The sequence below is a fragment of the Candidatus Omnitrophota bacterium genome (assembly GCA_028717245.1).
Taxonomy (GTDB): Bacteria; Omnitrophota; Gorgyraeia; order Gygaellales; family Profunditerraquicolaceae; genus JAGUYA01.
In genome coordinates, this window is the sequence record JAQUOD010000001.1 from 293,500 (window position 1) to 315,627 (window position 22,128).

The 22,128-nt window shown below is 41.6% G+C and carries 19 protein-coding genes; all 19 read right to left on the minus strand.

The window, feature by feature from the left end; genetic code table 11:
• Positions 1-10 precede the first annotated feature (10 nt).
• From PHV44_01535 to PHV44_01625, 19 genes are read right to left on the minus strand one after another with little or no spacing between them, the layout of a single operon-like run.
• Positions 11-730, minus strand: a complete 720-nt coding sequence (locus PHV44_01535) for a polyprenol monophosphomannose synthase (protein MDD5591966.1) — start codon at positions 728-730, stop codon at positions 11-13.
• Between the two features lie 10 nt (positions 731-740).
• Positions 741-2,129, minus strand: coding sequence for a radical SAM protein (locus tag PHV44_01540; protein ID MDD5591967.1), 1,389 nt, complete (start codon positions 2,127-2,129; stop codon positions 741-743).
• A 4-nt stretch (positions 2,130-2,133) separates the two neighbouring features.
• A complete protein-coding gene (locus PHV44_01545) occupies positions 2,134-3,237 on the minus strand; it encodes a glycosyltransferase family 9 protein (GenBank protein MDD5591968.1) in 1,104 nt (367 codons plus the stop codon).
• Between the two features lie 5 nt (positions 3,238-3,242).
• A complete protein-coding gene (locus PHV44_01550; GenBank protein MDD5591969.1) occupies positions 3,243-4,400 on the minus strand; it encodes a glycosyltransferase family 4 protein in 1,158 nt (385 codons plus the stop codon).
• The gene (locus PHV44_01555) at positions 4,397-5,452 is read right to left on the minus strand and encodes a radical SAM protein (protein ID MDD5591970.1); all 1,056 of its coding nucleotides are present in this window, start codon (positions 5,450-5,452) and stop codon (positions 4,397-4,399) included. Before PHV44_01555 ends, PHV44_01550 begins: the two co-directional genes overlap by 4 nt.
• Entirely contained in the window at positions 5,433-6,401 is a 969-nt protein-coding gene (locus PHV44_01560) for an SDR family NAD(P)-dependent oxidoreductase (protein ID MDD5591971.1), read from the minus strand. Before PHV44_01560 ends, PHV44_01555 begins: the two co-directional genes overlap by 20 nt.
• A gap of 2 nt (positions 6,402-6,403) precedes the next feature.
• Complete coding sequence (locus PHV44_01565; GenBank protein MDD5591972.1) at positions 6,404-7,459, minus strand: radical SAM protein; 1,056 nt, start codon at positions 7,457-7,459, stop codon at positions 6,404-6,406.
• 38 nt (positions 7,460-7,497) lie between these two features.
• On the minus strand, positions 7,498-8,757 hold the full coding sequence (locus tag PHV44_01570; protein ID MDD5591973.1) for a DUF362 domain-containing protein: 1,260 nt from the start codon (positions 8,755-8,757) through the stop codon (positions 7,498-7,500).
• On the minus strand, positions 8,739-10,265 hold the full coding sequence (locus PHV44_01575) for a hypothetical protein (GenBank protein ID MDD5591974.1): 1,527 nt from the start codon (positions 10,263-10,265) through the stop codon (positions 8,739-8,741). The genes PHV44_01570 and PHV44_01575 overlap by 19 nt, the downstream gene beginning before the upstream one ends.
• A 10-nt stretch (positions 10,266-10,275) precedes the next feature.
• Positions 10,276-11,559, minus strand: coding sequence for a radical SAM protein (locus PHV44_01580; GenBank protein ID MDD5591975.1), 1,284 nt, complete (start codon positions 11,557-11,559; stop codon positions 10,276-10,278).
• The gene (locus tag PHV44_01585) at positions 11,544-12,197 is read right to left on the minus strand and encodes an acyltransferase (protein MDD5591976.1); all 654 of its coding nucleotides are present in this window, start codon (positions 12,195-12,197) and stop codon (positions 11,544-11,546) included. The genes PHV44_01580 and PHV44_01585 overlap by 16 nt, the downstream gene beginning before the upstream one ends.
• Complete coding sequence (locus PHV44_01590; GenBank protein MDD5591977.1) at positions 12,197-13,225, minus strand: Gfo/Idh/MocA family oxidoreductase; 1,029 nt, start codon at positions 13,223-13,225, stop codon at positions 12,197-12,199. The genes PHV44_01585 and PHV44_01590 overlap by 1 nt, the downstream gene beginning before the upstream one ends.
• Complete coding sequence (locus PHV44_01595; protein MDD5591978.1) at positions 13,222-13,485, minus strand: SemiSWEET transporter; 264 nt, start codon at positions 13,483-13,485, stop codon at positions 13,222-13,224. The genes PHV44_01590 and PHV44_01595 overlap by 4 nt, the downstream gene beginning before the upstream one ends.
• Entirely contained in the window at positions 13,470-16,439 is a 2,970-nt protein-coding gene (locus tag PHV44_01600; GenBank protein MDD5591979.1) for a radical SAM protein, read from the minus strand. The genes PHV44_01595 and PHV44_01600 overlap by 16 nt, the downstream gene beginning before the upstream one ends.
• Positions 16,436-17,416 (minus strand): glycosyltransferase, encoded by a 981-nt coding sequence (locus PHV44_01605; protein ID MDD5591980.1) that lies wholly within the window; start codon positions 17,414-17,416, stop codon positions 16,436-16,438. The genes PHV44_01600 and PHV44_01605 overlap by 4 nt, the downstream gene beginning before the upstream one ends.
• Positions 17,373-18,143, minus strand: a complete 771-nt coding sequence (locus PHV44_01610) for a glycosyltransferase (GenBank protein MDD5591981.1) — start codon at positions 18,141-18,143, stop codon at positions 17,373-17,375. Before PHV44_01610 ends, PHV44_01605 begins: the two co-directional genes overlap by 44 nt.
• Positions 18,144-18,146: 3 nt before the next feature.
• A complete protein-coding gene (locus PHV44_01615) occupies positions 18,147-19,400 on the minus strand; it encodes an oligosaccharide flippase family protein (GenBank protein ID MDD5591982.1) in 1,254 nt (417 codons plus the stop codon).
• Between the two features lie 4 nt (positions 19,401-19,404).
• On the minus strand, positions 19,405-20,574 hold the full coding sequence (gene tyrS / locus PHV44_01620; protein MDD5591983.1) for a tyrosine--tRNA ligase: 1,170 nt from the start codon (positions 20,572-20,574) through the stop codon (positions 19,405-19,407).
• Positions 20,575-20,586: 12 nt separating this feature from the next.
• Positions 20,587-22,128: a 30S ribosomal protein S1 gene (locus PHV44_01625; protein MDD5591984.1), complete on the minus strand. Its 1,542-nt coding sequence runs from the start codon at positions 22,126-22,128 to the stop codon at positions 20,587-20,589.

The window sequence follows — 22,128 nt, forward strand, 5'->3', positions numbered from 1 at the left end:
ATCAAAAAACCTACTCGTGCCTGATCCTCGAAAATAAGAATTTTAAGACAAGAACCATTAAAAACCCCTCTAAGATAATCCGGAAATTAAGCTTAGAGTGTTCATATTTTCTCTCCACGAAAATAATCGGTATTTCTTTTATCCTGAAACCGTAAAGTATGCTTTTATATAAAAACTCATGTACTACCGCAGGCCCTAAAGAAATAGTATTATCTAAATTGATGGTCTCTAAGACCTTACGGCGAAAACAACGGTAGCCAGAGCTGCAATCGTGTATTTTTATACCCAGGATTCTACGTACATAAACATTGCCTAGCCAAGAAATTATCCGTCTAATAAAAGTCCTACCCATGTCCCTGCCTCCCCTGATAAAACGGGAACCCAGCACCACATCGTTATCTTTAATTGCCTCCAAAAAATCAGGGATATATTTAGGGTCATGCGAAAAATCAGCATCCATTTCAATAATGTAATCTGCCCCCCAATCCAAGGCATACCTAAAACCATCCTTACCCGCCGCTCCGCGCCCCTTAAGTTTCTTTCTTAATAAAAGATGCACGCCGGGGTTTATTTTATTAATATCTTCAACGATCTTTGCCGTTCTATCCGGAGAATCATCGTCTACTACCAGGATATCCATATCTTTTATTTCCAGCGCGAGTATGGACTTTAACAACTCTGCGATATTTTCTTTCTCGTTATAGGTAGGAATCACGACCATTATCTTCATCTGCGGCATCCTAAGATTTTAAAGTACCTTTTATTAAAGAAAGTCCTTCTAAAATATTTATTTTAAATTCTTGCCAGGATTTAACCGAGAACAGACGCTTGAATAGATATACGGGCCTTAGATAAAATTCCTTCACTGCCTGCCTGCGCCAGAAGAAAACTTCTTCCTTAGACATATGGCCGGTCCCCATTACGGCATAAGTTCCGGATTGATCCATATCGTCATGCTCAGAAAGCCATAGATTATCTCTTATCGCTTCCCGCCGCAATTCTGTATTTGCCCGGGGTATGGCAATATTGAAAGAGATGTAGTCAAAATCACACTCCTTAAAAAAAGTAATCGTATCCCTAATGCTCTCTTCTGTTTCTCCCGGTAAACCGATAATAAAAGTCCCCACTACCCTTATCTTATATTTTTTGCATAGACGAATAGCCTGCCTCATCCGTTCTTTTCCGATACCCTTAAATCGCTTCAATATATCTTTGTTTCCGCTTTCAATGCCGTAAATAATGGTGTGACAGCCGGCCTCTTTCATTGCCTTAAGCATTTCTTCATCGGTTATGTCCACGCGCGAGAAACACACCCAGCCTAATTTAGGGTATTGCCTGGCCATCGCGTTTAATAAACCCAGGGTACGTATTCTATTCGCCCCGAAGGTCTGATCCGCGAAGTATATTTCTTTTACGCCTAAACGGTCCAAATAAGAAATCTCGCTTAAGACATTATCTACTGGCCTATATTTATACCCGATGCTTGCCATAACGCAAAAAGGGCACTTAAAAGGGCAACCGTAGTCGGTAAGAACCGTAGCGAAGGGGTATTTACGGATAAAAGGATAGGTATATCTCTTATTGAGAAACAGCTCGTGGCGCGGGATAGGGATAGAGAATTCGCCATTCTGCCTGACTCTGTCCGAATCCATAATATTCCCGTCAGCTCTCTGGATTATAGTAGATAATTGCTGCAACGGATTATTAAGGTAGCTTACGATATCGCTACTGGTAAAATCAAGAAGGATGGCATCTAAGGCTTTTTCTTTTCTTAAAAGAACACTCCCCTTTTCAAGCAGGTAATCGCCGCTAGCAACCGCTAAAACACTACTATGTTGCTTTATCTTCTTTATAAACTCCAGGTCCTCTCCTTTTGATACCGCCCCGGTCAGAAAGATAATTGCATCCGGAGAAAAATCTTTAATTTCCTCTAGGCATTTTTTAACCGGCGTCTTCCGGACTATTGCGTCGATAACCCGGACATCAAATTGTTCGTATAAAATACCGCTGAGTATCAATAAATCTACCGGAGGATAGATATACCATGCCTTGGAAACTTTACTGCAATAGTAGTCCCGGATGTATCTTTTTTCCCCGGGAGGATTTAATAAGAGGACTTTCTTCCTCATGTTTTTATTTCTTTAACGAGCGTTTGATTGCCGCAAATACCTCTTCAGGCTCAATCGATGGCATACACTTGATATTATCGCAATCCTGCCTATAGCAAGGCGCGCAATTTACTTTGCTTACGATTTTCTCTCCGCGTCCATATAGGTCTATCTCCTGATGACAGGTAGGGCCGAATAAAGCCACCACCCTCTTCTTTAAGGCAATGGCAATCTGCATAGCCAACGTATCCGCAGAAACAACCAGAGAACAACAGTTTATGATACCTATAAAATCTTTTAAGGGATTACGGCAACCGGTATCAATAACAACGTTTTTTAACCTAGATTTTATTTCCTGATTACGCTGGATTTCGCTGGGCCCTCCCAGCAATAAAACCCTAGCTTTTAATTTACTCTTCAATATCCCGGCCAGTTTAATAAAACCTTGCATCGTCCATTTCTTAGTAGCAAAGACTTCTCCGCTACCCGTATTTAACCCAATAACCAAGTCTCCTTTATTTAATTTATTTTTTTTAGCGAAGCCTTCGCCGTATTTACGGCTCTCTGAAGAAAGGGTTAAAATATACTCATCGTTTTTATAATCGAGGCCGGACATTTCATAAATCAGCTCCTGGTAAGTTTTTTTGTTTTGTTTGAATTTAAGTTTATCGTCTATCCCCAGGCGAAAGGCATATTCTGATCCCGGATTCAATGGATAAAGGTAGCCGTCCTTATGGGTTCCAAAACCTTTTTTTTCTTCTGCCTTTACTAACATCGCAAGGCTCGCGCCGCCGAATGCCTTATCAAGGCTTAAGACTAAGTCAAAATGTTCAGCGCATAGGCATAATATTGAATCTAATCCATAAGTTAACAGGCGGTCAATCTTAGGATTATCCTCTAAGAGAACATGGGACTCTTTATTCACCAGCCAGGTAATATGATTCTGCGGGTATTTTCTTTCCAAGCCGGCTAAAATCGAGGTGGTGCGTAATACATCCCCCATAGCGGCTAACTTAATAATCAGGATTTTCTTCCCCTGTCTTTTATAGTCGGGGCAAGCAATACACAGCCTGTGGAAGCGGCACGGTTTATCGCCTTTAAAATATCTACAGCTAAATTTTATATTCATACTGTTTATTGGTTGAAAATCGGGCTTAAGCTACGCGAATAAATCTTCTGCCAATCTAAATCCTGCATAAAATTAATGGCGTTATTTCGATATTGTAAATAAACATCCTCTTCTTCCAATAATTTTAACATTGCTTCATAAAGAGAATTTTTATCATCGCCTACGGCAATTATGGCGTTACTCGTCTGGGCCTCTCTTATCGCGCCTAAGGCGCCAGAGATTATTACCGGACAGCCGCAACCCAAATACTCTTTAGTCTTAAAAGAATCCGAAAAATTGGTCCAACTACACAAAGAGGTGTATATAGCTAATCCTATGCCGCAACGGGAAATAAAGGGTATCAGCTTATCGTGCGGCATCCACCCCAACATCAACACGTGGCCGTCTATGCGATTAAGCCTTATATAATCGGATATTTCTTTCTCTAATTCTCCGGTGCCTATAATTATCAGCTTTGCCTGCGGCACCTTTACGGCCACGTCTTTGAATGCATCGATGATAAGCCTGTAGTTAAAGGCCCGGGATAAGTTAGCCGCAACCACAAAACTATACCTATCTACTTTCTCCAGGGGCTGATGGGTTATATGTCTTTTATCTATTCCGTGGGGGACATAGATATTCTTATTGCCGGGCAAACCCTGATTCTTACGTATCTCCATTTGCGCCTGAGATATATTCCAGACAAAATCCGCTTGTTTTATGCAAAATCTATCGAACCAATGATAGATGCTATTCATGCGCTTATCCGCAAAGCGCTGTGGGACATAATCCGCCGTATAAAAGATCACCCGCTTAACTTTACCTAATCGTTTAAGTAATAAACCGCTAAAAGCATTAAGGCTGTTTACGCCGATAAATATGTCCCATTTACCTCTTTGTGTAAAAACAACCGCAACCGTAGAAAGAATATCTATTGCGTAACGTAAGGCGCCTTGCGTTCTGGTTGCGATGATTTTTAGCTTACGGGTCCCGGCATGCGTAAAAAGTTCAGCGCGGGAATAATTCCTACCCTCTAAGGGGTGCCTGATAAAGATAAGTTCACGGGCGTTTTCTTTTAAAAAATCCGCTATGGCATGGCACTGACCATAGACTTCGGAGCCAGACGGCATAGATATAGTGGCATGGGTAACCACAATGGCTTTTACTTCTGAAAGGTTACTCATAGAAAATCCGCATGCGGTTTATTCCGGCTTAACATATATTCAAGGATTTCATTATAGCGGTTATAACGGCAGGGCGGGCATCTTCTAATATTTAGAGACTGCATAACCGCTCTCCTTCTTTTTCCCCTCCAGATCTGCGCAAACGACTGCCTGTATAGATTGCCGAAACTGAATTTGTTATCCCCCCTGAACAGGCTGCACATATAGACATTGCCGTCTGCCCCCACAACTGCAAGCAGCTTATGCGTATTGCAACTCTGATAGTTTCTTCCTTTATTAATCATTTCATGGTAACGGTAGTCTATAGGAAAAACATGGAATTTCTTATCGCTTGAACTTAAGGCTTTCTGAATATATTTAAATGCCCTCGTCCAAATCTGTGTCAGGGAATTATCCTGCGGCATAACTATCGGCCTTATCTGTAGATAATCTACGCCGATCTTTTTCAGCCTCTCGGCAAGAATGGGAAGTTTTTTATAATTTCCTTTATTTATCAGGAACCCCACCCCTATGGTGATATCTTTTTTCGACTTCCGGCGTAAAATTACCAATCTGTGTAAATTCAGCAATATATCTTCAAAGTTATCTATTTTGGGATTAGCGGGACGGTGTAAGCGGGCGTGTGAGTATGCGTCCGGCGCATCCAGGCTGATACGCACAAAATCGCAGCAGGAAACGATAACCTCATTCTTCTTTCTATCCAAAAGGCCGCCGTTAGTGACCAGGCCTACGCGAATACCCTTTTTACGGGCGCGCACGATTGCCTCTATTGTAGCGGGATTAACTAGCGGTTCTCCGCCTCCGGTAAAGGTAATAGATCTTGTCTTACCCGCCGCAAGCTCATCGATTAGCTTAAAAAGCACGCCTTTATCTAAATTGGCCTTCTTAACCTTACGGCTATCGCCAAAATAGCACCAATGGCAAGCATGATTGCATAGATTACTGGGATCAATTTCACAGGAAACGGGAAAAGGATTCTTATTCTCTAGCAACGCCCTGATTATTTTAGAATGATTCAGGATCTTATAGGTATTAAACTGCCTTAGGTCCATAGTTTGTTTTTTGTTTATACCATTGGATATATCTTCCTATCCCCTCTTCTAAGCTGATCCGTGGCTCATAATGAATCTTCGCCTTTAAAGATGATACGTCGGGACACAAATCCACGTCGCTTTTTAAGGGCCCTTTAAAACTAACCTTAAATTTATGGGATTCTAATTTTTTAGCTAATATTTTTATCAACTCATTTAAGTTTACTACCCTTCCGGAGGCGATATTAAAGGTATTCTGCCAGAGGTCTTTATCCAGCAGATTCAGGCAGGTACGCACAAAATCATCGACATAGAGAAAATCCCTTTTTAACTTTCCATCCCCATAGATAACCACGTCTTCGCCGTTACATATATTTTTTACAAAGATACTGATTACCCCTACCAGCGAACCCGGCTTGGGAATTTGGCGCGGCCCATAAATACCAAATAAACGCAAGATAAGATAATCGAAACGGAAAATTTTGTGATAAAGCGCGATGTATTTCTCGCAAACATATTTACCCAGGCTATATGGGTCCGGCGGGTCAATGGGGTGTTTTTCATCAACAGGAGAATACTGCGGGGTTCCGTAGACCTTGCCCGTAGAAGCAAAAACAATCTTATTTACGTTATTTTCTCTCATCGCATCTAATAGTAAAAGTGTGCCCCTGACATTAACCTGGAAGTCTTTTAAGGGGTCAGAAAAAGTCTCTCCTGTTTTGGTAAAAGAAGCAAAGTGCATAACTAAATCCGCGCCTTTTGCTGCTTTTTTCAAAGAAGCGGCGTCAGTCATATCGCCTGCGATCAAATCCAAACGCGGGTTTGCCTGTAAGTGCTCGACGTTCCTTAATGCCTTACCGGTAGAGAAAACTATTACCCTGGCATCCTCCTCCAGGCACCGCTGGACTATATGGCTGCCTAAAAATCCCGTACCGCCCGTAACTAATATCTTTGAACCTTTAAGTTTCATTCTTATAAGAAATTTTTATGCGGCCTCTCTTTATTGGCTAGATAATCAAGGAGTTCATTATATTTATTATAACGGCAAGGCGGGCAATAATTTAAATTGATTTTTCTGATAACTGCCTTGCGCTTCTTGCCTTTCCAAATCTGTGAAAATGATTGTTTACGTAAATCTCCGATACAGAATCCATCTATACCGCGCAGCTGGCAACAGATATACATTTTAGCGTTGGCAGCTACAACTCCGACTAAGGCATGCCCAAGGCAACGGTCATACGCACGGTCCAGATTGATAACCTCGTCAAAACGGTGCAGGATGGGAAAAACATGAAAACTATGGTTAGATAATTTAATTGCTTCCTGAATCAACTTCTCAGTTTCAGCGCGTACTTCCTTAGGCAGTTGTTTTCCCGGCATAAAGGCCGGGCGGATCTGGATATAATCAACCCCCAGGTTGTTTACCAAACGCGCTGCTTTGGCTATCTCCTTGTAATTATATAAACTCACCAGATACCCTATACCGATAGTCACATCCTTCTTCATCCTATCGCGTATCTTAACCAATGCCTCAATATTCCTCACTATCCTTCTAAATACATCCTCTCTCTGGTTAGATGGGGCGTGAATAACGCGGTGCGTTGGAGTCGTCGCCGCATCCAGACTGATACGTACATAACTACAATTATTTATAATAATTTGGCATTTCTCCGGATCAAGCAACTCGCCGTTAGTGACTAAACCTGCGTCCATCTTATGCTTATGGGTTAATTGAATAGCGCCTAGGGTAGCGGGATTCATAAATGGCTCTCCGCCTCCGGTAAAGGCAACGGACTTTACCTTGCACCTGGCCATCTCCCTGATAATCCTGAACATTAAAGCCGGAGGAATAAAAACTCTATTGAATTTTCTGAACTTGTCGTTTATGCACCAAACGCAATTATGATTGCAGAGATTGCTTGGGTCGATTTCGCAAGATATGGGATACGGGTTTTCCCCGGAGATAATATCGTTTAATGTCTGCCAATGATTAAGGACTTTAAGCGGATTAAACTGTTTTAGATCCATGGCCCACCTTTAATATTTTAAATACCGAACTCTAAACCTTAAGTTATAGAGCGCGTAATCTTATCGTATTGCTTCAATTGCTGAGAAAGAAACCCAATCTGGCCCTCTATTTTAATCGCTTTTTGAGGACAAACTAAAAAACAATATAAACAGCCAATACAGCGATTATCGGCGCTATTTAACTGTTGAGGTAACGCTAACCCCATAGGACAGTAATCTGCGCATTTTTTGCAATTGTCGCATCGGGTATAATCTATATCTATCTTATGAAAATTTGACTCGGCTCTTGCGAAAACATCCTGACGTAATCCGCTGATATTTAATAGTTTACCGACTAATTTCGTAGAGAATAGGCGGTTTAGGCCCGGCGCAAGCCTGACTTTAATAAAATAGTGCTGCCGTTTGGGATTATTAATGAATCTTACTATCGCGTTAACCTTAGGCTTACGCAGCCTTCTTAGCATAGATTCCGAAACAAAGGCATCTATAAAATCAGTATAAGATTTATTAATAATGCCTCTCTCCTTTGCTACCCTTAGATAAGGGATCTCCCGGTAATCAAAACCCGCTATCCGCGCGCAGAATAAATCTAACAAATAAGGATCGGTACCCAACACGATGATTCCTAAATTCAGGGGCGTGCCGGAAGATGGGCCATTGCCCTCCATGGCAATCAGGCCGTCAATAATATGCAGGTGCGGCTTCGCATATTTATTTATATTCAGTATATTTTCAGCAAGGCTCCTGTGGGCCTTCTGTTTATTCGATAAACCCACCAGAACCCCCATCATATTCTTAAGGCATACCGATATGCCTGTCTCAAAATGCGTCTTTATCTTAGGCAGGTTAATAAAAAAATCTGCCTCGCGCGTGATTCTGGCTATCTCTGCCTCGGCCCCATATTCAAATCCTATCGTCTCTGACGCGGCATAATTCAGATCAACTATCTTCAGGCCATAGAATTCCGCTACCTTATCTATATATAAACGGGAAAAATTATTGATCTTTTCACGGTAAAAACCGCTGCTTGTCCCTTCTGCGATGATAATATTATGATAACCTCTATTCTTTAAGAATTCAATGACTGTTACTAAAATCCTCAAATCCGTGGTGTTTCCCGTGAGCGCGTTCATATAGCTATTCAGATTGGGCTTTAAGATAATTTTCGCTTCTTTAGAAACCGGAAATAAATGAGAATATTTCGCTAATTCCAGATTCAGCTTCTCTCTGACCTCTTTGGTTGACTGGCATTTTAAGAGAGAGAGCCTAAAATTTTTATCTACCGTTTTATCAGGCATAGGTTTGCTTCTTCTAAGACAACGTTTGTGGCAGTCAAATTCAACTCGCCTAAACTAACATAATTCTTATCTATCAACAAATAATTGATCTTATGCTTATTCAGTATCTCCTCTAAGGGCCGCCTTAAAACCGGGTAGTAATCCAGGTAATCGGGATTATTCCCTAATACATAGGCAGAATCTGACGATAAGATATCGCTCTTGGTAAAATATGCTACGCAGTCAGACAGGGAAAACGGTATCGTAGCCAGTTTTACCTGCGTTGACTGTTCATCCAAAAAATCCATCATCTTTCTTAAGGCGGGGGTAACCGAACGGGTAATATCCTTAATCACTGCCTTATTTTGCAGCAAAATAATCTGGGCTAAGCTTAAAGGTAACAGGCAGATAATAAAAATTAATAAAAACGCGTTACCTTTATGTGTGAATAAATCAAAAACGGTTATAGATATAATAAAAGATGCTGGCAGCACGGCATAAACTAAATATTTTATCCCTTCCCCCAGGAACTGAAACGGCCCTAGCTGCGCGGTAATTATGCCCAGGCCATAAAGGACTACTATCCACAGGACAAACTTATGAGTAATTAATGACAACCCGGGATAGTGCATTAAAAAAGTATTTCGGGGAAATATTAATAACCATAAGGATATTAAAAATCCCATGGTTGTCAACGGACAACTGGCCGCTAAGGCAAAAAGCGGATATTTCCGGATGGTATTCTTAAGCCCGTCGATAAAATCTCTATTTTTTGCGGCAGGAATTACGCCCCTTACCTGGTGGGCATATCTGTTTTTTATAATCATACGGAAATACTTTAATACGGATAACTGCCCGGTTAATATTCTTATATAAAACCCGCGCGAAAATATAATTGCTAGCATTACGCTGATACCCAAAATCACCAGATAAACCGGGTTACGCTCTATAAGGCCAAGGAAGAGCGAGAGTAAAAATAATGTCTGCGCAGCCATCTTTTGCGAAAAAAGTAAAAGGGTGGTAAAAATCACGGCCCAAACGAAGAACTGCGGCGCATGGTTAATAGAATAAAAAACGGCGGATAAGAAGGCCAGGGTAAAAAGCAAGCTGCCGAGGCTGCGCGCATTGAGGCTGGTATTTTCAATCGCTATTAGCGGGCTTGCCATATAAACTAATTGGGCGAAGACGGCAACCGCTAAATCCCGGGTTAAAATATAAGTAACTGTAAATACCAGGATATTATTTAGAGCGTCAAAAACAGGGGAAATAAAACCCTGATAATTTTCTATAAATTTCTTTGGTAATAAGGCTAAGATAATATTTAAAAACGGGGGATAATCAAACGGCCCCTTTAACATATATTTGGGTAACTGATCGGGCAGCCTTTTATATGTCCTGATATAATCGGCGATAGCAAGGTTCCTCCAGGTATCCACGCCGAAATAACGATTATAAAAACGCGGCCTTACCTGGATCAGGTATCCTAATAAAGCAACCGCGATGCCCAATAAAATAACTTTTAGTTCCATTTTTACGCTATTAGTTGGTTAAACTGCCTACCCCCGGTTTCCAATTTATCAAGTGAGTATAATAGTCAAATAACTCGGTAAATAACCGCAGGATCTCCCGGGAACTGAGTTTCGACGTAGCTACGTAACAATGGTATTCCCCCTGCCTGCCCTTTACCCAGCTATGCTCTTCAGGGATATCGTAAATTACTAAATCATAATTTTGCGGATTCCTGCATACCGGCGTTCCGGCGTAAGGCATAAAAATATTAAATCCGAATTTATCCGGGCGCAATTCTTCCATCCACTGTTTGGTTTCTTCTGCCGTTTCATGAGTTTCGCCGGGCAGGCCAATCATAATAAAGGCATTAACCGCTATCCCCGCCTCTTGGCAATCCCTAACAAAACTGGTATTCTTCTTGACGGAGCTACCTTTACCGACGATATCGAGTATTTTCTGTGAACCGCTCTCTATACCCACGCCTATCTCTACGCAGCCGGCCTCTTTCATGGCATCAATAACCTCTCTGGCGTTAAGTTCTGCGCGGGCATAGCAGCGCCATTTTATACCTAAAGGTTTGATTTTCGCGCATAACGCGAGGATCCTGTCTCTTTTTAAGTTGATGGCGTCATCTAAAAATAAAAAGTACCTTATGCCGTACTCTGAAATTATCTTCTTCAGCTCTTCCGTTACATAATCCACGCTGTGAAAACGCATACTCCTCTGCCAGACATCCTTAGAGCAAAAAACGCAACTGAAGGCACAACCGCGGCTGGTGATGATGGTAGTAGCGCTTCCTTCGCCTATGTCATAACCGTAAGACTTAATAGGCAAAAGGTGCCTGGCAGGGTGCGGAATCGAATCCAAATCCGGTATATAAGGTAGCTGTATTAAAGAAGATAAATCCTTCTTTTTTTCTATTGCCTTAACGATACTTAAAATAGCGTCCTCCCCCTCGCCTACCACAACATTATCAAACCCGTCTTTTAAGCATTTATCAGCAAGGGAAGACGGATGCGCGCCGCCGATAATAATCCTAGCATTTTTATTTTTTTTCCTGATAATATCTTTAATTTTTATTGCGTAAGGATACTGGGGAGTGCTGGAAGTAATTCCATATAGAAACCCCTCCTCCAGATAATTTTCCAAGGCCAGCTCAAGGTCATCTTCGCAATCAGCCAAATCAACCGCTTTTACGGGTATACCGTTTTTCTCTAACGCCGCGGCTAGATACAGAATGCCCAGAGGCGAAAAACACTTCTGATTAATCAAGAAGGGGCTGGGCGGATTGATTAAAATTATTCCCTTATCCATTTCTCTTTTCTGTAAGGCCTATCGGTAATTTTACTTATGCATTTAAGGCCATATATTGAGCCCTTCACCTTTGCGGGATTGCCATAAACAATGGCCCCTGCCGGTATATCTTTCGTCACTACGCTGCCGGCTCCGATAAGCGCCCTTTCTCCTATAACAATAAAAGGAAGAATAGTTGAATTTACCCCTATCTGAACCCCCTTTTTAATCAGCGGACCACGCATACACTGCTTGTGAAATTTACATCCCGGGTGGATATCGTTTGCTATTATAACGCCGGGGGCAAAAAAACAATCGTCTTCGATAGTAGTAAATTGCGCAATATAGCAATTACAGTGTATTTTAACATTGTGCCCTATCTTGCAACCATAATCTACGGTAGAATTATTCCAAATAGAAAAATTGTCACCAATGCGATTTTGTTCTCTAATCACGGCGTTATGCCCGGTTTCCAGATTATTACCGATCACGCTGCCCAAATAAATAACGGTTCCGCTGCGGACCGTCGCCCTCTTTCCGATTACCAGCCTGTCATCCTCCGGAATCCTTCTGTTTAGCCTATATCCTAGAATAGCTCCTCTATCGATCTTATGGCCCGATCCCAATATAACCTTAGAAGATATGTGTATTTTAGACATTAACGCACCTCAGTTATTTTACCGCCGTTTTTTAACGAATCCTGGATGGCTTTTAGCACCCTCACTACATTCAAGCCATCTCTTGCGCCGCTACGCGGTTCTTTTTTTTGCATAATGCATTCTATAAAATGCCGGCATGCTATCCCAAGAGGCTCTCTTCTCTCAACCTTGGGAGTAGTAATGCTGCCTTCGCGGATAATTAGTTTAAATTCACGGAAGGTATCATAATAAGGCAAGGGGTAGGGTTTACGTATTACTCCTTTGTTATAGAGAAAAACGGGATTGGTTCCGTTTAGGTCGTCAAAGACCAGCATCCTTTTGCTGCCTACCAGGGTTATCTCCCTTACCTTGCGCGGATTAAGCCAGCTTACATGGATACCCGCAATTATATTTTGCGGGTAGTAAAGAGTGATGAAAACTATATCCTCCACCCCTTTTTGTAAAAAACCCGCTCCCTGCGCAGATACCCTTAGGGGCTGGGCATTAAGCAGATAAGAAAAAATAGATACGTCATGAGGCGCTAAATCCCAAAGGGCATTTACATCGCTTCTTAACGGCCCGAGGTTAGTCCTTGTCGAATAAAGATAGTAAACCTTGCCTAATTTATCCTTTTCGATGCATTCTTTTATCTTATTGATACCCGGGTTATATTCAAAGGTATGCCCGACCATCAATATCTTTCGTTTTTCTCTGGATAGTTCTAACAAATTTTGCGCGTCCTTCACACTGGTAGCTAAGGGCTTCTCAACAAGGACATGCTTATTCTTAAGCAGGCACTCCCTGGCTATCTTATAGTGGGTAACCGTAGGGGTAGCCACTACCACCGCATCGACAGTGTAGTCAGAGATTATTTTTTTATAATCCTTCGTTGTTTTAATCTTAGGATACAACCGCCCGATGTGTTCCAGTCTTTGCGGGTTAAGGTCGCTTACCCAGGCAATATTTACCTGCGCGATGGAACTAAAATTCCTTAAATAATTCGGGCCCCAGTGGCCGCAACCGATAATCCCTATATTGATTTTTTTCATGCTCTTTTTCTCCTGTACTTATAATATAGGTATAGCAAGATAACTAAGCTTGACAGCGTTATACCGTTGGCGATAATTATGATTTTATTTCTTAGATATATTCCGTAAACTATCCATAATAGAACACCTAAAGAAAGCTGAAGCAAAGTTACGAGGCTAACGTCCTTAGCAGATTTATGCTGCCATACTTTGATAATCTGCGGCAGGAAAGAAAACATAGTCAACGTGGCAGCGCTTAAGCCGATTATTGTCCAGAACATTCTCTCTCCTGTTTAAAATCAAAAATGTGGCCGAAGACTTTTTTTCCGGCACGCAGGTAATATTTAAGGTCATCGAAGTCTTTTAGAGAAAAAACCTTTCTGAGTATGAATTGGGGCTGAAAAGTTACTTTATACATACCCTGGACTAACCGCATAATTTTCTCCTCAGGTATATCGGTGCGCATTACCGGTTGCTTCATATCATAATCATCCCAATCCGTAGTTTTAAGCCATCCCTGCTGCCTGCATTCATCAAATAATGAAGTACCCGGATAGGGAATAACCATAGTCGCCTGCATAGTATAGGCATAACCTTTATTTAAGAGCCACTTGCCTAATTTTAAGGTCTTAAGGGCCTCTGCATAAGTCTCCCAGGGATAACCAAACATAATGGTGATATGCGGATATAAGCCCGCCTTTCTGGCTAAGCGGCAATCTTCAACGACCCTTTCTATTTTGAGGTTCTTATTTAACTTATCCAGGGTCTTCTGGTTGGCCGACTCCAGACCAAAAAGCAGCAAACGGAAATTTGCTCTTTTCATCAAAGAGAAATCTTCCTTGGTTAATGCGCCAAAACGCATATTGCAATCAAAGAATATCTTTTTATTATATCCGCGCTGAACCATACCCTGGCAAAAATCCCTCAGCCAATCGCCCGCAGGAAAGGTCCCGGTGTCATCCATAATCTCGCGAATCCCATAGTTTTTAATAAGCCCGCCAATCTCATCTAAAACATTATCCGGAGTCCGGGAGCGAAACTTTGGATACAAAGTAGGCCAAGAGCAGTTTTTTACCGCCACATTATTGACCGCATAGGAATGATCTTTATCTATCTCCAGATTATAAACCATGCCTTTATAATCACTCTTTAATGCTTTTTTTATAGGGATCATTACATAATTATTTAATACAAATCCATGCCTATATTCCATCCTTACTTTTGGCAGGATAACATCCGGGAAAATATGGCCTATATCATACCTAGATAAAGAAATATCGTACACTTGGGAATATTTTTTATTACTTGGAATAATCATCCGAGATCTCGGTATTGCTTTGTTTCGAAGAAGAATAGCAACGACTTGATTGGCTAATGAGGTAGAAACGGTTTGCAAAATATATTCCGAGCCGCCTTTGCCTCCCTCCCTTATTCTTAAGTGACCATCACCCCTGAATAACCCCTTTAACAATTCCTTCTGTTTATTAAAAGGCAAATACATAAACTCTTCCGGGATTTTCTTATTATATGAATTATCCCCAAACAGTGTTTTAAACAGAACAGCAAGTGCAGAGCTATTAATACCTATCTGGATTGTATCACTCCTCTTATTTAGGTGCTGCCGAACATCAATTTTACAAAATAACTTATTTATTATTTGCTGAACGTCCTCAATAAAAATCTTTTCTTTGGATGAAAAAGTAAGGACTAAATAATAAGAATTAGGCCTGTTCTTAATTTTACTTACATGCCCTTCAGCCAGATAATAACCTACAAATCTGAGGAATTCAGCAGTCAAAGGAATTTTCTGCGGTAAAAGCTTTTTTCCGTATTCGTATTTAAGGCAACCATTTTCTTCAATTATCAGTTTTTTCCCGAACATCAATTCATTTTGTGCATATAACTTTATATATCTTCTTACAGTTAGCCGATCCACGCCTAATACTCTCGCAATTTCCCTTTGGGATGCACCTAAAATATGTTTATTTATAATCTTTTCAATTAACTCGTGGGGTATCTTTTTAGTTGTTTGCACTAATAAGGGCGGCTGTTCCAGAATCCTTTTAACGTCTATATACTTTTTGTCCATAACCTTTCTAATCATCGGGATAGCGACAAAATCACCGGTTTCTAATTCACCCGATTCAGTAAAATCCAAACGATAATCTTGATAATATTGCTTTTCGCAATTATCACAATTTAACCTATTTGAAATTCTTCCCGGAACACAAGAATAATCCCAATTTCCATGCTTGGAACACCTTTTAATTGAAGAGCGTTTCAAAGCAAGGATTTTGTGGTTAGGGGTTGATTCTAAGTTTTGCTTTAGACAGTATAATTCCAAGTTAACAATGGGCCCCTTATAAAATCGCTTGAAAGTTTTAGTTATTGACCTAAACACACCTCTATGAGTTAACACTGATATTCCATTAGCGGCGCCATTGTTTCCTTCAACTATGTCTTTGATAGAAATAACTCCCTTATTCGTTAGGATACCTGTTGAAGGAATAAAACAAAAAGTGCATTTTCCCCACCAGCAATCCCTGCCGCTCATGATATACGTACCCGGCGTTCTCTTGTAATTACCGTTTTTATAGGCATATAACTGCCAACGGGTGAGGTCGCGGTCAATGAAGGGGAGTGAATTCAAATCGTGGTTGAGTTGAAACTTACCGGTATTTCGGATTTGGCCATCCTGGCGGTAATAAATACCCGGCTCTAATAGCTGTAAGCTGCAGGCGGTAAGCGGTAAGCTTTTAAGATTATTGCATAGATTCAGTAATAAAAAGTCGTAATCGCCGCCGGTTAGGACAAAATCTACCTGGGAATTTTGGAATGATTCTTCGGGCAGGGCCGTAACGTGGTCGCCGAATAATACTATTTTAGGGACAGTCCCCTTGGTTACCCCGGGATTAGCTATCTGCGGGGACAGTCCCTTAATTTCATTAATTATCTTCCAGTGTTGTTTGATAACCGGTGTCTTGGTTTCAAAGGCAATTAAATCAGGCTCTTCCTTTTGAATAAAATCCAGGAATTGCTTGTAAGTCCAACCTTCAGCAATACCATCCAACCAGATGACTTCATGCCCGGCCTGTTTTAAAAGCGTAGCTGCCGTGGCAGGGACAACCGGATAGATATAAGTAGGTTCTTTAAAGAACTGGAACTGGCGGTTTTGCCCCAGGGTCGGGTAACCCTTATGGCTATCTAACGGCGGATAAGCAATTATTACTTTCATTCTTCCCTAAGCCTTATGGATAACAAACCTTTTAGGAAATTAAAACCGTAAGTCAGGTGCGTCAAGATTATGCCTGAGAATACCAAAGGAAGCATACGTAATTCATTACTAATACTAAAGACAAAAGCTAATGATAAATACAGGATTAAAATAAAAATATAGGTTGTCCTTAATGGGGCTAAAAAACAGGCTAAGATACCTCCTGATAAAACATACAATAAAAACAGGCTGGGAACAAAATAAGCCAATTTAAACGAAGTCTGCGGATACTTTTTGACAAAATACCCCCGATGCAGGGCGTAACTGGCTACTTGCTTAAGGTGCGCTAAAAATAAAGGCCGGCGATGGTGGTAAACTAAAACATCAGGGTCATAAATTATTTTTCTGCCTAACTTTTGGATTATGTCCAGGCAGAATTTTGTATCTTCTCCCGGCCAAAAATTTGTCTTAAAGCCGCCTAATTCCTGCATTACGGATTTACGCACCAAAAAATTACAACTGGGATAATCATTAACTTCCCTTCTCTTTTTAGGCAAATACCTATAGGTAAAGTTAGCGCTGACTAAAAAGGAAGAATAGACCATGCCGCTGGCCCTCTGTCTCAGAGTATCTTCCTGCGGGGTTATCGCCGGCCCTCCCACTGCTCCTACCTGCGGATCCTCAAAGTTTATTACGGCATTCTTTAACCAGTCTTTTCGCGGATAGGCGTCATCATCAATAAAAGCGAAGATTTCGCCCTCAGCATGGCCTATTGCCATATCCCTCTTTTGCGCAGGCGTAGCCCTGCCAGAAGGGACAATCCTGACAGGGACAGCCCCTTTAGTGTTCAATATATTAGATGAGGCAAGGACAGCTCCTGCCTCATCCGGAAAAACCAGGATCTCAAAATTACTATAATCCAATTCCCGGCATCTTTGGATGCACTCTTCTAAATTACTTTGCCAGGTTTTTACGGGGATAATAATCGATACGGTCATAGTATTTTAATATGTACATCCGGTAAAATATGGCCAAGGTGTCCCATCCGGTAGTATAAAGAGCCCGGTAACCGATCCTGCCGTATGGCCTTTGCGGCTTAAGGATGATGGGCGCCTCGGCAATCTTATAGCCCAGGCGATGGGCATTCACCAAAACCTCTAAATCAAAGGCAAATTCTTTTACTAACACCCGGGGCAATACATCCCTTAAGACTTCAGTCTTGAATAATTTCAGGCCGGTCTGCGTGTCATGGCAAGGCAGGTTAAAGAGTAACCTTACTAATATATAATAAACAAAACTGATTATCTTACGCTGGATGGGATAATCTACTATAGAATTCGGGTGCAATTTAGAACCTATCACTATGTCTGCATTATCCAAACGCATAATATCAAAGAGGGTCTGAAACTGAAGGGGATGCAAATCCATATCCGCATCTATAAAAAGCGTATAATCTCCGGTTATGTAATGCAGCGCCTTCTTAATGGCCCTGCCCTTGCCCGTATTCGCAGGATTCCTCCTCACAACAAGCTGGGGGTATTTCTGTGTTAAAGCCGCTGCCCTCTCATATGTCTGGTCAGTTGAGCCGTCATCCATGATAATGAGCTCCCAGGGGTGGCCAAAACTATTAAAGGCCCGCGCCGTTTCTTCAATGCTGGAGGCAATACGCCCTGCCTCGTTATAAGCAGGCATGACTATGGAAATTTTCTCTTTTATATCTTGCATATATTATGCGTGAATGGCCCTTTTCTTATAACTCAAAGCTAAATGTATAAAAAACAGTAAAATTGAATTTATGCATAAGGTTAACTGAACCTGTAAAAGGTTTGTGTGAAATAAAATAATGGCAAAGAATTGCAATAAGGTAAATAAAATTAAATATTTTATAAAACGCATGTCTTTTAGAGAAAGGAAATAGGTAATTAAAATAAATGAAAACGAAAAGAAACTCATGGAGAGCCCGAATAACCTGCCTAATATAACAGATTCGCCGAACGTTTTTCCGGTAAGTATCTTTAAAACGGAAACAGGGAAAAAATTATAAACTATGTTAGCGATAATACAAAGCACAGCGGCATACAAGAGGGAACGCCTTAATGCCGGACGGGTATCCATATTCCTGGCATTTAACCCTGCGGAGCGCGGAAACATTACCAGGCTTATTGCCCCCGGTAAAAAAAGAAAAATCTTGCCTACCATCTGCGCCAAAGAATAGAAACCCGCTTCAGCCGGGTTAAAAAAGTATTTTACCAACACCATATCGTAATTTACTAAAGCGGTAAAGCAAAAGAGGCTCACTGCCACGGGAAATAAGTAAGAAAAAAATTCTTTAAAATTTATATCCTCCTGCACAGGCCCCCGAGAAAAGAAATTGCGCAGAGGAAAAATAAAAATAATAATTCCTATCAAATTAGCTGCCAGGAATGCGCCTAATGCCCCGCAGATATTAAACCCTAAACCAATAAATATAAAAGCAAGGCCCAGTTTTAATATTCCTGAGATAAGCGCGGAAGACACAAGCCAGTTAAATAACTCTAATCCCTGCAAGGCACCTGAAAAAACCGGCATAAACCAGGATAAAGCCAATAAGGCGGCTAAAATATAACCGCAATTAAGAGAGGGAATTTTTAATTTATCCGTTACATAAGAAGCGGCCAAGAGAAAAATAAGGAACGTAAACACCGCAGGAAATAATACCTTCCTGCCAAGCCCCCTTAGTAAGGCCCTGGCTTTATCAGCTCTATTCTGCGCGCTGAATTCCGCGCTATATTTAGCTACTCCTGTCTGAATAGTTGCCAGGGGCGCTGAGATTAGCAAGAAGATAGAAAGTAAGGAATTAAAAGCAGCGAAGTCCGCTCCGGACATACGATGGGCAAGCAGGAGCTGATAAAAAAGATTAAAGATATTAATCAAAGAGGTACCGAGGAATACAAGGATGATATTTTTATGAAAATTATCCAGCTTTTTTATCAGCCTCAACATTATTTTATTTTTCCAGTCTTAAGAAACGCTTCTTACCCACCTTTAGGATACCTTCCTGATCAAGGATAGAGTCTTCGCTGTCTAAACGTTTATCCGCAAAGGAAACGCCCCCCTGTTTTATCAGGCGCCGCGCTTCGTTTTTTGATTCCATTAAACCGCTATCCAAGAGCACGTCGATTAGACTAACTCCTCCTTCTTTTAATTTATAAACCGGGGCATCCTCAGGAAGCTCACCCTGGCTAAAAACGCGCTCAAAGCCTGCCCTGGCCTCCTTAGCCAAACGGCTGCCGTGATACTGAGAGGTTATCTTCTCTGCCAGGTTCAATTTGGCTTGCTTAGGATGCATCTTCTTTACTGTTTCCAAATCCTCGTCCGTAAGCAGGGTGTAATACTTAAACATCAATTCATCGGACACCGACATAGTCTTCCCAAACATCTCCTTCGGTGCCTCATTAATACCAATATAATTACCCAGCGATTTACTCATCTTATTCACTCCGTCGGTGCCTTCAAGCAACGGTAGAGTAACGATTACCTGCGGGGACTGGCCAAAATCCTTTTGGAGTTCCCTGCCTACAATCAAATTGAATTTCTGGTCATTACCCCCAATCTCAATATCTGCCTTCAGGACTACCGAATCATACCCCTGAAGGATAGGATAAATAAATTCTGACATATATAGCGGCTTTTGCTCTTTAATCCTCAAGGAAAAATCATCCCGCTCTAATAACCTAGTTGCTGTGTAGTGGGTAAGCAGCCTGCCGAATTCAAGCCCCTTCAACCTGTTGAGCCAGCTGCTGTTAAAAACAATTTTTGTCTTTCTGGAATCAAGAATCTTAAAAACCTGTTTTTTATACGTCGCGCTATTAGCTTTTATTTCTTTTGCGCTGGGGACTCTTCTGGCTTTATTCTGTCCGGAGGGGTCGCCGATACGCGCGGTAAAATCACCGATGAGAAAAATCACCTGATGGCCTAAGTCCTGAAACTGGCGCAGTTTCCTCAAGAGGACAGTATGGCCCAAATGGATATCGGCGCTAGTTGGGTCAAAACCTGCCTTTACCCTCAAAGACCGGCCTTCTTTCAAGCTCTTTTCTAGCTTCAGCTTTAATTCTTCCTCGGAGATTATCTCTACAGCCCCGCGCCTGATAATTTCCAGCTGTTTATTGATATCCATTTCCCACCTCTTTTATATTTTTGCGCTCAGGCCAACTTTCGCCTGCTCCACATCCACCTTAATTACCTTTACTTTCAGTTTATCCTGAGGCTTCAACTGTGCCAGTATATCTTTTTCTATCTCGCTGGCATAAACCAAGCCCTCCAATTCCTCATCAATCTTCACAAATACCCCAAAATCAGTCAGGCTGACGACCTCTGTTTCCAGAAGAGTATCTAAAGGATACTTAGCGGCAATATCCGGCCAGGGGTTGGGCTGCAATTGTTTTAAACCCAAAGCAATGCGCCTGTTTGTAGCATCTACGGAGAGAACCACTACTTCTACTTTTTGCCCCTTCTTTAACACATCCTGGGGATGGGTTATTCTTTTTGTCCAGGACATATCTGAGATGTGGATCATCCCCTCTAGGTTACTATCCAGCTCTACAAATACGCCGTAGGTGGTAAAACCCCTTACCTTACCCGAAACCTTAGTGCCCGCCGGGTATTTGAATTCAGCATCTAACCAGGGGTTCTGTTCCAGCTGCTTAAGGCTTAAAGAAATCTTGCGCGATTCTTTATCAATATTCAACACCTGGACCTCCACCATATCCTGGATAGCGAACATCTCGCCCGGATTATTAATCCTCTTGGTCCAGGACATCTCTGATACGTGGATCAAACCCTCTATCCCTTTTTCTAATTCTACAAATACGCCGTAAGGAAGGATATTTACGACTTTGCCCTTTATTTTGGAACCCACGCTATATTTTTTCTCGATATCCTGCCAGGGATCGGGAAACCTCTGCTTCAGGCCTAATGAGATCTTCCCTGCCTCTTTGTCCAAATTCAGGATTACGACATCAATTTTATCTCCCAATGCCACGACTTCAGAAGGATGGCTGACCTTAGACCAGGACATATCAGTGATGTATAATAGCCCGTCTACCCCGCCTAAATCCACAAAAGCGCCGAAATCGGTGATGGCCTTGACGGTCCCGGAATGAATCATGCCTGCTTTTAGGTTCTGCCAGATCTTTTCTTTCGCCTCTTCCTTTTCTTTCTGCATAGCCTCGCGGTGAGATAAGATAATACTGTGCCTTAAGTTATTTATTTTAATGATCTTGAACTTAAATGTCTTATATAAAATATTTTTGTCAGGGACACCCCTAAAGGCAGAAAGCGATGCCGGCAGGAATCCTTCTATCCCCGTAACATCGATCAGAAAACCGCCTTTTACCTTTTTTATGGGCTTACCCTCAATGAGGCCGCCGTCTTTGGCATGCTGGACAATCTTATCCCAACCCTGTACGCGTATGGCCTTCTCCCGCGAGAGCCCAATCATGCCCGAGTCATCCTCGATGCAATCGATAAAGAAATCAAGCTCTTTGCCCGCCTCCAGGTCCTCCCTGCTGAATTGGGTTATGGGCACAATACCTTCGGATTTAAAGCCCACGTCCACCAGCACCTCTTTCGTTTTTATGGAAACTATCTTGCCTTTTATAATCTGCCCTTCACGCAGTATTTTTATACTTTGGTTGTAAAGCTCCTCCATTATGGATTTTTCTTCTGTCAT